Origin of the sequence: Pseudorhodobacter wandonensis (assembly GCF_001202035.1) — a bacterium.
Lineage (GTDB): Bacteria > Pseudomonadota > Alphaproteobacteria > Rhodobacterales > Rhodobacteraceae > Pseudorhodobacter > Pseudorhodobacter wandonensis.
Genome location: NZ_LGHT01000044.1, coordinates 237,755 through 252,415, shown reverse-complemented (window position 1 = coordinate 252,415; position 14,661 = coordinate 237,755). Strand labels below are relative to the sequence as shown.

At 57.4% G+C, this 14,661-nt stretch carries 14 protein-coding genes; 5 read left to right on the top strand and 9 right to left on the bottom strand.

The features are described 5' to 3' along the window. Positions 1-285 precede the first annotated feature (285 nt). Both AKU79_RS16145 and AKU79_RS16140 read left to right on the top strand, forming a co-directional pair. The gene (locus AKU79_RS16145) at positions 286-783 is read left to right on the top strand and encodes a VOC family protein (RefSeq protein WP_050524597.1); all 498 of its coding nucleotides are present in this window, start codon (positions 286-288) and stop codon (positions 781-783) included. Positions 784-856: 73 nt separating this feature from the next. Beyond that, on the top strand, positions 857-2,113 hold the full coding sequence (locus tag AKU79_RS16140) for an Hsp70 family protein (protein WP_050524596.1): 1,257 nt from the start codon (positions 857-859) through the stop codon (positions 2,111-2,113). Between the two features lie 74 nt (positions 2,114-2,187). Here the strand turns inward: AKU79_RS16140 and AKU79_RS16135 are convergent, their stop codons facing one another. Beyond that, positions 2,188-2,493, bottom strand: coding sequence for a hypothetical protein (locus AKU79_RS16135; RefSeq protein WP_050524595.1), 306 nt, complete (start codon positions 2,491-2,493; stop codon positions 2,188-2,190). Positions 2,494-2,702: 209 nt separating this feature from the next. On the opposite strand from AKU79_RS16135, the gene AKU79_RS16130 reads away from it, so the two are divergent. Beyond that, complete coding sequence (locus tag AKU79_RS16130; RefSeq protein ID WP_050524594.1) at positions 2,703-3,569, top strand: branched-chain amino acid aminotransferase; 867 nt, start codon at positions 2,703-2,705, stop codon at positions 3,567-3,569. A gap of 310 nt (positions 3,570-3,879) precedes the next feature. Beyond that, the gene (locus tag AKU79_RS16125; RefSeq protein WP_050524855.1) at positions 3,880-4,335 is read left to right on the top strand and encodes a universal stress protein; all 456 of its coding nucleotides are present in this window, start codon (positions 3,880-3,882) and stop codon (positions 4,333-4,335) included. Between the two features lie 21 nt (positions 4,336-4,356). Here the strand turns inward: AKU79_RS16125 and AKU79_RS16120 are convergent, their stop codons facing one another. From AKU79_RS16120 to AKU79_RS16090, 7 genes are all read right to left on the bottom strand, one after another. Further along, positions 4,357-4,914: a L,D-transpeptidase gene (locus AKU79_RS16120; RefSeq protein WP_050524593.1), complete on the bottom strand. Its 558-nt coding sequence runs from the start codon at positions 4,912-4,914 to the stop codon at positions 4,357-4,359. Between the two features lie 232 nt (positions 4,915-5,146). Beyond that, positions 5,147-6,070 (bottom strand): formylglycine-generating enzyme family protein, encoded by a 924-nt coding sequence (locus AKU79_RS16115; RefSeq protein WP_231580209.1) that lies wholly within the window; start codon positions 6,068-6,070, stop codon positions 5,147-5,149. Between the two features lie 201 nt (positions 6,071-6,271). Then, entirely contained in the window at positions 6,272-6,808 is a 537-nt protein-coding gene (locus AKU79_RS16110) for an HdeD family acid-resistance protein (protein ID WP_050524592.1), read from the bottom strand. A gap of 184 nt (positions 6,809-6,992) precedes the next feature. Next, the gene (locus AKU79_RS16105) at positions 6,993-10,214 is read right to left on the bottom strand and encodes an efflux RND transporter permease subunit (protein ID WP_050524591.1); all 3,222 of its coding nucleotides are present in this window, start codon (positions 10,212-10,214) and stop codon (positions 6,993-6,995) included. Continuing rightward, a complete protein-coding gene (locus tag AKU79_RS16100) occupies positions 10,207-11,181 on the bottom strand; it encodes an efflux RND transporter periplasmic adaptor subunit (protein WP_050524590.1) in 975 nt (324 codons plus the stop codon). Before AKU79_RS16100 ends, AKU79_RS16105 begins: the two co-directional genes overlap by 8 nt. Positions 11,182-11,217: 36 nt before the next feature. After that, positions 11,218-11,418 carry a YgaP family membrane protein gene (locus AKU79_RS16095; protein ID WP_050524589.1) on the bottom strand — a complete coding sequence of 67 codons (201 nt, stop codon included), beginning with the start codon at positions 11,416-11,418 and terminating at the stop codon, positions 11,218-11,220. Between the two features lie 74 nt (positions 11,419-11,492). Next, positions 11,493-12,785, bottom strand: a complete 1,293-nt coding sequence (locus AKU79_RS16090) for an NAD(P)/FAD-dependent oxidoreductase (protein ID WP_050524588.1) — start codon at positions 12,783-12,785, stop codon at positions 11,493-11,495. A gap of 222 nt (positions 12,786-13,007) precedes the next feature. Between AKU79_RS16090 and AKU79_RS16085 the strand changes: the two genes are divergently transcribed. After that, positions 13,008-13,403 (top strand): YbaN family protein, encoded by a 396-nt coding sequence (locus AKU79_RS16085; protein WP_050524587.1) that lies wholly within the window; start codon positions 13,008-13,010, stop codon positions 13,401-13,403. A gap of 42 nt (positions 13,404-13,445) precedes the next feature. Here AKU79_RS16085 and iolG read toward each other — a convergent pair whose 3' ends face one another. Then, positions 13,446-14,441, bottom strand: a complete 996-nt coding sequence (gene iolG / locus AKU79_RS16080) for an inositol 2-dehydrogenase (RefSeq protein ID WP_050524586.1) — start codon at positions 14,439-14,441, stop codon at positions 13,446-13,448. Positions 14,442-14,661: the final 220 nt, after the last annotated feature.

Below are 14,661 nucleotides of genomic sequence, written 5' to 3'. Positions count from 1 at the left end.
GTTTGTCGCGATGTGATTTGGTTAGCACATTGCGAAGTGTACCTACGGCCAGTGTTGGCTCCCTTTTTTGGCACTACGGCTGTAGTTGTTGTTAATTTGGCGGCCTTATTCCCCAAGGAACCGGCCTATCCAGCCGGGTTTGCCAAATCTGGTTTTGCGCCCTTTTCCACTGTCATGGGAAAGGGCGTTTTTTTTGCAATTCTGCAGAGATGCTGTGCGCGGCACGGGGTTATTGCGGGCGGGTGGATCGGATAGAACAGGGTATCGATTGGTAGGAGTACCGAAATGCCCGATACAGGTTCCACCGCATTGCCGCCAAACACCATGATCGGCCATGTACACTTGAAGGTAGCAGACCTTGACCGCGCGCTGGCGTTTTACCGCGATGTTCTGGGGTTTGAAGTGCAGCAGCGTTATGGCGATCAAGCGGTGTTTTTGGGGGCGGGCGGGTATCATCACCATATCGCACTGAACACTTGGGAAAGCCTGGGGGGCCACCCTGCCCCGCGCGGCCATACGGGCCTGTACCACACCGCGATTTTGCTGCCCGATCGAGCCAGTCTTGCGGCGGTGTTGAAACGGGTTTTGGCGGCGGGGATTGCGTTGGACGGCGCAGCCGATCATGGGGTGTCAGAGGCGATCTATTTGCGTGACCCTGACGACAACGGCGTAGAGCTGTACCGCGACCGCCCGCGTGACGAATGGCCACGCGATGCCAAAGGCGCGTTGAAAATGGGCAATATGCGGCTGGATTTGCAGGCGCTTTTGGCCGAAGCGCCCTAAGGGTCAGACACCGCTTTACACGGGCGCGAATTGCCCGTAACTCGGGTGACTTTCATACGTCAGTGGGGCCCGGATGGCAAAAGCAGCGCAGGTTTGTGGCATCGATTTCGGGACGTCGAATTCGACCGTTTCCATTCTGGTTGACGGCGCGTCACGTTTGATCCCGCTAGAGGGGGCGGCCTTGACCATTCCCTCGGCGGTGTTTTGGGATAGCGAGGGCGCCCCGCCCGAGTTTGGCCGCGCCGCGATTGCCGCCTATACCGAGGGCTGGGACGGGCGCTTGATGCGCGGGTTGAAATCGACGCTGGGGTCGCAGTTGATCCATGAGAAAACCCGCGTCGGCAACCGTGCCTTGGCGTTTACCGATATCTTGGGGCGATTTTTCGGGCATTTGCGCGACAAGCTGGACGAGGTGCAACCCGGAACCCGCCATGCAGTGCTGGGGCGACCCGTGCATTTTGTCGATTATGACCCCGAGGGCGACCAAGCCGCGCAAGATGTGTTGGAACGCATCGCAATTTCCAATGGCTTTGTGCATGTCGATTTTCAATACGAGCCGATCGCCGCAGCCCTGCACTATGAGGCAAGCGTGCAAGCCGAGGAGTTGGTGCTGATTGTCGATATCGGCGGCGGGACCTCGGATTTTTCAATATTGAAAGTGTCGCCCGAGGGGCGCAACAAGCGAGACCGTGACGGTGATATTTTGGCAAGCCATGGTATCCGCGTAGGCGGGACCGATTTTGACCGGCTGTTGTCGCTGGCCCAAGTGATGCCTGCCCTTGGCCTTGGATCGATGATCAACAATGGCAAGACGCCGATGCCGCTGCATTATTACCATGATCTGGCGACCTGGCACCGGATCAACCAAGTCTATGCCGGACGGGCGCTGACCGACATGAAGGAAATCCGCTTTGACGCCGACCAACCCGAACTGATTGACCGCCTGATCCGCGTGATCGAGAATCGCAGCGGCCATTCCATTGCGATGGCCGTTGAAGCGGCCAAGATTGAGCTGACCGACACGCTGGCCACACCGATCAGGCTGGCCGAGTTTATTGGCGTGGACACCGGTGCAAGCCGCGGAATGCTGGATGCAGTGGTGCAAAAGCCGGTGACGCGGATTGTCGAAGCGATTGCCGTGGTGCTGGCGCAGGCCGGTATTGAGGCGGCGCAGATCGGGACCGTGTTTATGACAGGCGGGTCATCCAGCTTGCCAGTAGTGCAAAACGCAGTTTGCGATTGTTTGCCGGGGGTGCGCATTGCCACCGGCGATTTGCTGGGCAGCGTTGGTACGGGGCTTGCCTTGGATGCCGCACGACGTTTTGCATGATCGCACAGGTTGGAGGGGCAGAGCCTCCGGCGGGGATATTTAAGGATAGATGATGTGCGGAGCGTGAGCGCCGGTTAACCCCGTTTCAGGGCATTATTGCCAAGCCGTTCCGAATTGGCGCGGGTAGCGTTGCGGATGGGGGCGATTGCAGCGGCTGCGATTTCATCAGGAGAACCGCCACGCAGGGTGGCCTGACCAGCATCGGCTGTCGATCTAAAGATCGCTTCCAGCTTTTCGGTGACCATTTGGGCGTTCTCATTCGGGCTGACCGGCCACAGGCCTGCCATTCCCATAAGGCGCATTTGAATGACGCTGAAAGCCTCTATCGTCATTAATCCGACCTCTATCGCGTTGTCGAATGATGTGGTGCCTTTGGGCATTTTTTTCTCCTGCTCGTTAAGGGGAGCGTATACGAAGTTGAACACAGCAAAAGAGGAAGGCTTTAGAAATATCCGGGATGTTGCATTTAAGAGAAATGCACAGGTCGGACCGTGACAAAATGGCCTGCGGACCAGATGATTGCGAGAAAGGCTGGACCCTGAACAGGCGCAGGGGTTAACCTGCGGCGAAATGCAAGAAAGGCGATCCGATGGCGTTTGGGACCAATATCCGCACTTATTTTGACGGCAAATGGCATGACGGTGATGTGCCGGTAATGCGGGCCTCGGACCATGGAATCTGGCAAGGCTCGTCCGTCTTTGACGGCGCGCGGCAGTTTGATGGCGTGGTGCCGGATTTGGCCAAACATTGTGCGCGGGCCAATGCATCTGCCGAAGCGTTGATGATCACGCCGACGATGACTGCGGCCGAGATGGAGGCGATCGCACGCGACGGGTTGCGGGCCTATGGTGCAGGGCAAGCGGTCTATGTGCGGCCGATGTATTGGGCGCTGGACGGGTCGGATTTGGGGGTTGCGCCAAAGATCGGGGCGACAGGCTTTGCGATGGCACTGGAAGAGGTGGTTATGCCGGACCCAGAGGCCGCGACCACACTGACGCGCACGCGGTTTCGCAGGCCGGTATTGGAGGATAACGTTTGCAATGCCAAAGCAGGGTGCCTGTACCCCAATAACGCGCGGATGCTGGTTGAGGCAAAGTCCAAAGGTTTTGGCAATGCTTTGGTCGCTGACGCAATGGGCAATGTGGCTGAAACGGCAACTGCCAATGTGTTTATGGTACGCGATGGTGTGGTGTTCACCCCGATTGCCAATGGTACGTTCTTATCTGGCATCACGCGGGCACGGCACATTGCCAACCTGCGGGGTGACGGGGTTGAAGTGGTGGAAACCGTGCTGACATTTGACGATTTCCATGCTGCGGACGAGGTGTTTTTATCCGGCAACTTTGCCAAGGTAACGCCGGTTCGTGCCTTTGACGGCACAGAATACGGCATCGGCCCTGTGACACGGCGCGCGCGGAGTTTGTATTGGGATTGGGCGCATAGCACTGGCACATAACAAGGCGCTATCATGTCGCGATATAATTCAGTGGTGTGGTTTTCCCAACCTGCGGCGAATGCGCGCTAGTGACCGGACAATCCATCATGTTGGTGAGGCTTAAATGGGTGATCTCGGCTCGGCGCCAGAATGGCTGATGCGTATACTATTAGGATCGCGGTGGCGAATGTCTTTCGCACCTAAGCCGCAATTATAAATGATGCGGCGCAAGCGGATGGCATAAGTTTGCCGTTGTCTGGTTTCCCAAGGGTAAGGCTTGCCAGCAAGGGGGCAGATGCGCCATGATCTGCGCAGAAATGCGGGGGATATGATGCGCAAGTTTATGGTGGTGCTGGATGACAGCCGCGAATGTCTGAACGCAATGCGCTTTGCAGCGTTGCGGGCGGCACATACCGGGGCCGGGGTACAAATTTTGTCGGTTATCCCGCCAGAAGAGTATCAGCACTGGATGGGTGTCGCCGATCTTATGCGTGCCGAAGCGCGTGAGCGGATCGAGGCGCATTTTGAGGTATTCGCAAAATGGATGCGCGACAAGCAAGGGGTGAATCCCGAATTGGTGATCCGCGAGGGTGACCCCTTGACCGAGATTTTGGCGCAAGTGCGTGATGACCCCGAAGTCGGGATTCTGGTACTGGGCGCCGGAAATGATAAGTCCGGCCCCGGCCCGCTTGTCACCCAACTCAGCCGCAACTCCGGCGGTTTGCCCGTGCCGATTACAATTGTGCCGGGTGATATGTCAAAAGAGCGGCTGGAAAAGATCACCTGATCGCCGCCCCTTCAAGCCATGTCAAATCAGTTTGACCTGCGTGCCAACCTTGGCCAGTTCAAACAGCTGGGCGATATGTTCATTATACAGCCCGATGCAACCATCCGAAGACTCGCGCCCGATTTTGCGCGTGTCATGGGTGCCGTGAATACGGTAATACTGCCATGATAAGTACAGCGCATGTGTACCCAAGGGGTTGGTCGGACCTGCAGGTACAACCGCTGGATACTCCGGGAAACGCTCGCGCATCGACGGCGTGGGCGTCCATGTCGGGCCTTCGACACGCTTGATAACGCTCGTAGTGCCGCGGCGCGTCAACTCTTCGGAAATCGGAACGGATGAGGGCCAGAGCCGGTAGACGCTTTCATCTTCGGACCAGAAATGGACCGCGCGCGATGCGGTATCTGCCAGAATGACGCCGTTTTTGGTGGTGTCAAAATGGTCTTGCCAACGATAGGTACGAAAGGCCGAGGTGTTGTTGCGCGTCTGCGCCAAGGCAAGTCCGGGGGCTGCCAAGGTTAGCGCAGCGCCGGCAGCGCCAATCAGCACTTGGCGGCGGTTCGGGGTGCTCAGGCTCATAGGAAGCTTCCTTTTATTTGCGCAGCTTATTTGCTCTGCGCAACCTAAACAAACCCCTGGCACCTAATGCAAATAACAACTCGATAACACATGCGTGAAGTCGCATATATGCCACGGCCTCGTCTGGTTAGGCACATGCCTCGTCCTGCGCTTTCTGTTCGGCCCAAATATCCTCGCCGAAGGCTCCGCCCTTGGCGCCACTCACGCCCGTTCAAGATGTGGGCGGCCCTGATTAGGGCATGGCGGCAACTCTGAAACCACAATTTCCGGTCGAGCTGTCGGGGTCATTGCGGGTTCGGGAATGCACAAAATAACGGTCACAATAGCTTTCATGACAAAGATAAGACCCCCCACGCTGCACCCGTGCATACCCGCCTGATCCGCTGACGGGGTCCAAAGGCGGGGCGCGATCGGGTTGGGGCAACGGGCCAAAGCTGTCGTCCACCCATTCCCAGACATTGCCAGTCATGTTGAACACGCCGTAACCGTTTGGCTTGAACGCATCAACAGGTGCGGTGCCGATCCAGCCGTCCTCGGCGCTGTTATGTGACGGGAAAACCCCTTGAAAAGTGTTCATCTGATGCCGACCATTCGACGTTTTATCATTCCCCCAGGGAAATTTCTGATTGGCCAACCCGCCGCGTGCTGCACGTTCCCATTGTGCCTCGGACGGCAATGCCAAGCCGGCCCAATTGCAATAGGCCAAAGCATCATACCACGCGATATGGACAACCGGATGGTTTTCACGCCCATTGATACTGCTGCCCTTGCCTTCCGGCGCGGCCCAGCTTGCGCCATCAACGCGGCGCCACCATGGCAGGCCAGGTGGAGTAATCGGAAACTCGGCGGCATTAGGTAGCAGCAAATGAAAGACAAAGCTCCAGCCTTCGGTTTCGGCCACGCTGCGATAGCCGGTCGCCGCGACAAAATCGGCGAAATCGGCATTTGTTACGGCATGAGGGGATATAAGATAGGGGCTAAGCTTTACCTTACGCCTCGGGCTGTCGAGATCGGCGGCAAAGGTCGATTTACGCGTGCCCATTTCGAAAAAGCCACCGGGGATAGGAACCAGTCGGCCACGCAACTCGGCCGAGACTGACGTAGGCGCGCGGGCGATATTTTGTGCACGCTCGAAATAGATTTGGTCTGCGTTCACCGAGGCGTCAGGCTTCGATCCGACGCAACAGCCTTTTTTTATGTCCGAAGCTTCCACGGGCTGTCCTTGCAAATAATCGATTGGTGTTACGCATCCACTCTAGGCCAATTGGCGGCGCGGCGCAGCATCTCATACTGGCGCAGGCTCCTGAATTTAACAACTTGCCTCAGTTTGCGCCATGCCCTGCAACAGGCTTGTGCGTCACAACCGAGGGCCTACCCGAGACAGTGCCAAAAGCGCCAATCCTGTTGTCAAAAGGTTCAGCCCGAACAGCAAGCCAATCACCCAGGACGATGCCGAAGGCCAACCGATGAAAATCAGAAAACTTAGTGCCAAAGTCGCAATCGCGCTGAGCAAGGCCACACCCCAACCCGCATTATGCTGCCGCAAAGACAAGGCCATTGCTGTTCCCAACGCACCTTCGACAAGGAATATCGCCGCCATGACCATGGTCAATGTGCGCGCGCCTGCCATAGGTTGCACCAAGAAGATCAGGCCCAGAACCAGTGTCATCACAGCTGCTGCCAACCCCATCATGCTGATCTGCCCCGATTTGAACCGCAGCCAGAACAAGACACCCAAAGCACCCGATAAAACCAAAAACCACGCAATCAGCTGTTCGACAGCAATGGTTGCCACCTCGGGCCAGATGATACTTGCCACGCCAAGGCCAAGAAATACCCATGCCAAAGGCCGCAGCTTTTGAAGCGGCAAAACGGGGGGAAGTTTATTTACCATGGCCCTGTTCCTTTCGATCTGTCAGGCTTTGCTGCCAAGCATATAGGTTTTTCAAGGCGATACATAGCGCCCAAACCTGTCGCATGGCACCTTTCCAACATCAACAATAGTTAAGTTCGGCAGATCGGCCAAAAGCGGGCCACAAACGATATCCGACCGCGCCTATAACTTGGGAATTTAGTACTCAGGTTTTCAAGACCCGATAGATCGCGGGGATGACAAGCACCGTCAGCAAAGTAGACGACAGCAAGCCAAACAGCAGCGAAATCGCCAGCCCTTGGAAAATCGGGTCGGTCAAGATCACCACGGCCCCGATCATCGCTGCAACCGCTGTCAGCAAGATCGGCTTGAAGCGGATTGCGCCCGCCTCGATCAATATCTCGACATCCGATTTGCCTGCCGCATCGGCATGGCGAATGAAATCCACCAGCAAGATCGAGTTGCGCACGATAATCCCCGCCAGCGCGATAAACCCGATCATCGAGGTGGCCGAGAATGGCGCGCCAAACAGCCAATGCCCTGCGATAATCCCCAGAAACGTCAGCGGAATCGGCGTCAAAATGACAAGCGGCAGGCGGAAAGAGCCAAATTGCGCGACAACAAGAATATAAATCGCCAGTAAGGCCACGGCAAAGGCAGCACCCATATCGCGGAAGGTCACATAGGTTACCTCCCACTCGCCATCCCACAGCAAGGTTGTCGCCTTCTCATCATCGGGTTGGCCGTAAAAGCTGATCACAGGTTTGGTGCCGGGCGCCCATTCCATCGCGTCAAGCGCCTTGCTGACGGCGATCATCCCATAAAGCGGCGCCTCAAACTGGCCGGCCATTTCAGCGGTGACCATTTCAGCATCACGTCCGTTGTGGCGAAACACGGGGAAAGAGGCACGCTCTTCGGCCACGCGGATGACATCGCCCAACTCTACAACGCCCCGCGCGCCGGGCAGAACATTGGCGGGTATCGGCGTTGACAGGAACCGCGCGTCCAGCACTTTGTCACCTTTGGCGCGGGCAATTTCAATCGGGATGGGTTGGCGGCCCTCGGCGCGGTGCGAATAGCCGACCGTGCTGCCGCCGTTCAAGGTGGCGAGCGTATCGAACACATCGCTTTCCTCGACACTGAAAAATTCCAGATCATCGGTGCTGATCGTGGCCCGAGCGCGCCGTGGCTGAATGCCGAAACTGTCGTCCACGTCAACGATATAAGGCACGGATTCAAAGGCCTGCCGGATTTTGCGCGCAGCCTCGCGGCGGGCATCGGCGGTGGGGCCGTACACCTCGGCCAGCAAGGTCGCGATCACCGGCGGGCCTGGGGGTGGCTCGACCGTTTTCACGCTGCTGCCTGCGGGCATCGGCAAGTCGGCCAAACGCTGGCGGATTTCCAGCGCAATGGCATGGCTTGCGCGGTCACGGTCTGCCTTGGGTGACAGATTGATTTGCACATCGCCCAAGTTCGGCTGTGCGCGCAGATAGTAATGCCGCACCAAGCCGTTAAAGTTGAACGGCGCGGCGGTGCCTGCATGGGTTTGAACCGAGGTAACCTCGGGCAGTTGCAGCACCTCACGCGCCACATCTTGGGCCACGCGGTCTGTCGCCTCGAGTGACGCGCCCTCGGGCAGATCGATCACGACCGAGAGTTCGGATTTATTGTCAAACGGCAGCAGTTTGACGGTCACATCCTCGGTATAAAGCAAGCCAAGCGAGCCAAAAGACAGACCCGCCGTTATCAGCAGGAACAAACCGCTGCGCAGTTTGCTGCCCAAAAGCGGGCGGGCCACTGTGCAATAGATGCGGCCCAAAAACCCGCCGGGGTGCCCGCCATAGGTATCGTCATGGCCATGCGCGGCCATTGGTGCGCGGCCCGCCACCTTTACCATCAGCCAAGGCGTGATGATGACAGCGACAAAGAACGAAAAGATCATCGCCGCGCTGGCATTGGCGGGGATCGGGCTCATATACGGGCCCATCAGGCCCGATACAAACAGCATCGGCAGCAAGGCCGCCACAACGGTAAGAGTGGCGACAATCGTTGGGTTGCCCACTTCTGCCACGGCTTCGATCGCGCCATCCATCCGGCTGCGGCCATCTTTCATGCCCCAATGCCGCGCAATGTTTTCGATCACAACAATGGCGTCATCGACCAGAATACCGATGGAAAAGATCAGCGCGAACAGCGACACGCGGTTCAGCGTATAACCCATGATCCACGCGGCAAACAACGTGAGCAAAATGGTGACGGGAATGACAACGGCAACCACAATCGCCTCACGCCAGCCAATCGCGACCCAAACCAACGCAACGATTGAAATCGTGGCAAGCCCAAGGTGGAACAGCAACTCGTTAGCCTTTTCATTGGCCGTATCGCCGTAATCGCGCGTCACCATTACCGCAACCGTATCGGGGATAAGGTTGCCTTCCAGCGCCTCGACGCGATGCAAAATCGCCTCGGCCACCACCACCGCGTTTGCGCCTGCGCGTTTGGCCACGGCCAAGGTCACCGCCGGCGCGCGCGTCACACTGCCATCCTCGGCGCGGCTGACGTTGGAAACGATCATATCCTCGCTGGATGACACAAAGCTGACCTGCGCCACATCGGCAACATAGACGGGCCGCGCATCACGGGTGGTCAGCAGCAGATTGCCGATTTGTTCGGGCGCAACCAGCGTTTCACCGACCACCAGATTGATCTGCTCGCCTTTGTCCAACAATTTTCCGGTATTTTGCGACCGGTTGGCATTGGCAACTTTGGCCGCCAATTGCTGCAGGGTCACGCCATATAGCGCCAGCTTTTCAGGGTCGGGCGCAATGCGGATTTTCTCGGGCACTTCACCCACCAGATAGGTCAGGCCAACATCCTCGGTCTTGGCCACTTGGGTGCGCAACTCGCGGGCGATGCGGGTTAGATCATTGGCGCTGATCCCGGTTGCACCCGGTTTTGGCGCAAGCGTTAGCGACACGATTGCCACGTCATCAATCCCGCGCCCGACGATCAGGGGCTCGGGGATGCCAACAGGAATACGGTCCATATTGGCGCGGATTTTGTCATGCACCCGCAGTACTGCCGCATCGGCTGAGGTGCCAACCTTGAACCGCACTGTGACCATCGAATAGTCATCCTGGGTTTGCGAATAGACGTGTTCGACCCCGTCGATGCCTTTGACGATGCCTTCCATCGGCTCGGTCACCAGCTTTACCGCATCTTCGGCCCGCAGGCCCGGCGCTTGGATATGAATATCAACCAGCGGCACCGAGATTTGTGGCTCTTCCTCGCGCGGAAGGGATGTCAGCGCGACCAAGCCCACCGCAATCGCTGCCAGAATGAACAAGGGCGTCAGCGAAGAGGCGATAAACGCACGCGTCAGCCGCCCGGCGATGCCGAGTTTCGGGGTGTTTGGTGCCTCACTCATTTGCCGAAACCACACGATCCCCGACTGCAAGGCCGGACAGAATTTCGATCATCGGGGCGCCGTCAATGGTCTGGGGTTGGCCCACCACCACGTTGCGCAAGACAGGGCCATCTGCGCCCGCGACCCGCACAAAATCAAGGCCGGTCTGGGTGATAACCGCCGACGTGGGCACCATCAGCGCCATGCGCGTATCAACTGGCAACCGCACCAGAACCCGCGCATCGATAAAGCTTTCTGGCAGATCCTGCACCTCGACATCGGCCACCACACGGCCATTTTCGATCAAGGGATAAATCCGCGCCAGCGTACCTTGGCTTGGGCCTGTCGCTGTTTCAATTTCAATCGCGGCGCCTTGTTTCAAAAAGGCAGCATGCCGTTCGGGTACCGCGATGCGCAGGAAAATCCCGCCGCCGCCGATTGTCGCCACGGCCTCACCCGGCAAGATCACCGCACCTGCCGCAACCGGTACAGACAGCACGCGCCCGGCAATCGGTGCCAAGACAGCGCCTTCAAGCTGTTGTTGTTCAACCACCCGCCGATCCGCAACGACAGCCGCGATCTGACCGTTCAGCACATCTACTTGCGTGCGCAGTGCATCCAACCGCTGCGCCGTTGTGACGCCACGCGCCAGCAAATCCTCGCCGCGTGTCAGTTCGACCTTGGCGTTGTCCAGCTGAGCCGCAAGGGCCTGCTGCTGCGCGTCAATCGCGGCAAGCTGAAAATCGATCTTGGCATCGACAACCTGCGCCAAGACCTGCCCCGCCGTCACGACATCACCTTCGACCACCGCAAGCGATACAACCGTGCCACCCAAACGCGCCCGCGCCGGAATACGGCTGCGCGCCTCGACACGGCCATAGACGGCCTTCCAATCGGTTACAGACACTTCGGCCAGCGGCGTATCCTGCGCAAATACCGGTGCCGAGATTGAGGCCATAACGGCGACTATGGCGATCAAATTTCTCATGTCTGCTCCATTTTAACTAAGGTGGTTAAATCGCGCTTAAAATGCGGCCCCGGGCTTGACGCCCAACCGCTTAAACGCCGATGCCGCAGGGCAGAAACCGGTAAAGGCGGCCTGAATCTGGTTCACGCCGACAAAAACCGTCAGCCAAACGAAATACGGCGATACCCATACCGTCAGCGCCAGTGACAACAGTACCATGAAGCCTGCAAAGGCCATAACTATACGATCGAGTGACATATCATTTTCCTATCTTGGCCCGTTGCGGGTTTGCAACGGGCAGTTGGGGGTGTTTTGCCGCAGGGATGCGGCGCCTAGGCCTCTGGTTCGATCTTGACCTTTTTAAGCTTGTCAATTCCCAGCGCCTGCATGGCCAGCCGTTCATAAAATGGCTCGGACTCGCCACTGCGGATTTTGTGCAGGAAGTACTTTTCAAAGCCGATCTTGGCCAAATGCACCCATTTTCCCGACGACGACCAGTTCACATTGCGCGGCGGAATCTGTGGCTGCGCGACAAAGGCAATGCCACTATCGCCAAAATCGGCAAGGCAAACGGCGTTCCAGGTGGGTATTGCACTTGGCGTTTTGCCTTTGATCAACTGGTCGATGTTGTGCACGGTTGCCGTCACCATCGATTCAATCATAAAGCCGGTTTTCGGCACACCGACAGGCACCGGCGTTTTGCCCACTGGCGGAATGGCCACGCAAACGCCAATGGCAAACACTTCGGGGAATGACGGGTTGCGCTGATAGGGGTCGACAAGGATAAAGCCGCGCGGGTTGGTCAGGCCTTCGATGCCGCGCACCGCCTCGATGCCACGAAAAGCAGGAAGCATCATGGTGAAAGCCTGCGGGACCTCGTGCGATTTGAAAACCGAACCATCCTCGGCAATCTCGGATACCAACAGCTTGTCGGCCTCGACCTTATCGACACGGGCGTTGCAGATCCACTTGATGTGATGCTCGCGCAGCTCGCCTTCCAGCAAGCCTTTGGTATTGCCCACACCATCCAGACCCAAATGGCCGACATAGGGTTCCGAGGTCACAAAGGTCATCGGCACACGGTCGCGCACCTTGGCATCGCGCAGCGCTTTATCAAGGATAAAGGCGAACTCATAGGCAGGCCCATAGCACGAGGCACCTTGCACCGCGCCGATCACCACGGGGCCAGGACTCGCGATCAGCTTGTCCACCGCCTGTTTGGCCATAAGCGCGTGGTCAACATGGCAGACCGATTGGGTATGCGCCTCGGGTCCGAAACCTTCGATTTCGTCAAAGGCAAGCTCGGGGCCGGTCGCGATGACCATGTAATCATAGCTGATCGATTCGCCGTCCAATAGTTCGATCCGGCGTTCGGCGGGGTGCAACCGCTTGGCGCCCTGTGCGTGCAGTGCAATCTTGCGCTTGGCAAAGACCTTTTCCAGATCAACTTCAATCGCAGCACGGTCACGCCAACCAACGCCAACCCACGGATTGGACGGAACAAAGTGAAAGCGGCTGCCTTTGTTGACAACCGAAACCTTATGTTCGGACCCCAGCTTTTCGCGCAATTCATAGGCGGCAATCGTGCCTCCTAGCCCTGCACCAACAACAACGACATGTGCCATTTCAACCTCCCATGAATAGCCGCACCGAGCCCCGTTCAAGCTTGGGCGAATACGATGCATCTATACATTCATATAGTCGCATGTGTGTCGTTGATCTAGATCATATTTGCAGCAAACCATCACTTTTCACGAAATTTATCTATTATCGAAGCAATCGGCAGCGACACTGCGCTCATTGGGCTGTATCACCCGCAAATCGGTCGACTACATTTGAAAGCTCACATGCCCCGAATTCCGCATCACAAAGGCAAGCATACGTTTGTTACGCTTTGGGCTTGGCGCGTACTGGGCGGCGTTTCATTGCTGCTAGGCTTAATCGGGGTTGTTCTACCGCTGCTGCCGACCACGCCTTTTGTCATGTTGGCCGCATTTGCCTTTGCCAAAAGCGCCCCGAATTTGCACAAAAAGCTGCTGCAAAGCCGGACATTCGGCCCTTTGATCACCAAATGGGAGCAAAAAGGTGCCATTGCGCCACGGCACAAAGCGATGGCTGTTGGCATGATGGCGGCAGCTTTTGGTGCCGCAGTTCTGTTTGGCGCGCCGTTCTATGCGCTTGCCATTCAAGTGGTTTGCATGGGCGGCGCGGCTATCTATGTAGTCACGCGACCCAGCGGTTAGCAAAATAGGCGCGAGGTGAAGACCGCCCCGCGCGCACTGGCCTCACACGCTATCAAGCCGGACGGGCGCGCCGGTTTTCATCGAAAGTGTTGCCGCTTCGGCCATCGCAAGGGCTGCAATGCCATCAGCCAATGTGACCGGCATCGGCGTTTTGCCCTGTACTGCGGTTGCAAACGCATCCCATTCAGCCTTGTACGCGGCCATGTAGCGTTGCAGGAAGAAATAGGTAGGCTTTGCCCCGGTTACGCCAGAAGCATTTGATTTCACAACCAGATTTTCCAGCATATTCTGCGCCTGCAACAACCCCTCAGATCCGAGAAGTTCAAGCCGCTGATCATAGCCATAGGCCGCACGACGCGAATTCTTGATAACCGCAATCCGGCCATCGGCATAAGTCATTGTGACAACGGCAGTATCAACATCACCCGCCAACCCGATTTCGGGGTCAACGATCGATGTGCCAACAGCCGAAACCGTGACAGGTGGCGTACCCATGATGAAATTTGCCATGTCAAAGTCATGGATCATCATATCGCGAAACAAGCCGCCCGAGGTTTTGACATAAGAAACAGGTGGCGGCGCAGGGTCGAAAGACGTGATCGACAGCAGCTCGGATTTGCCAATCTCGCCCGCATCGGCAGCCGCTTTCAGCGCCGCAAAGCTTGGGTCAAAACGACGGTTAAAGCCAAGCATGATCGGCTGGCCATTGTCCGCCGTTGCCACAGCACAGGCGCGCGCGCGGGCCAAAGACAGATCGACCGGCTTTTCGCACAGGACAGCCTTGCCTGCCGCTGTCGCGGCCTCCATCAGGTCGGAATGGGTATCGGTAGGCGTCGCGATCAACACAGCGTCGATGTTCGGATCGGCGATGATTTCGTCGTTGCTGCGCACCTCGCACCCGAATTTTGTTGCAAGCCTCTGGGCATTTTCAGGTAGAAAATCCGAGACCGCGACCAATTTACTGGCGGGATGGGCTGAAATTGCGATGGCATGAACGTCAGCAATACGTCCGGCGCCGAGAAGGCCAACTCTGAGCATTTTGTGATCCTTGCTTTGCGGACGATTGGTCCGACGGGGGGGCATGATGGCCAGTATTGCCGCAGAGCCTCATCTTTTGCAAGCGGTTGCATATAGGTTCAACCCTTGACAGTTGGTCAATCAAAAGAAAGAAACAGGCAAGTTCGGACAGACTGCGCCGCTTTACGTGCCTACCCTCGTTTGTAACAGGCCACCATCCTATCTGCGGCGACCCCGCAAG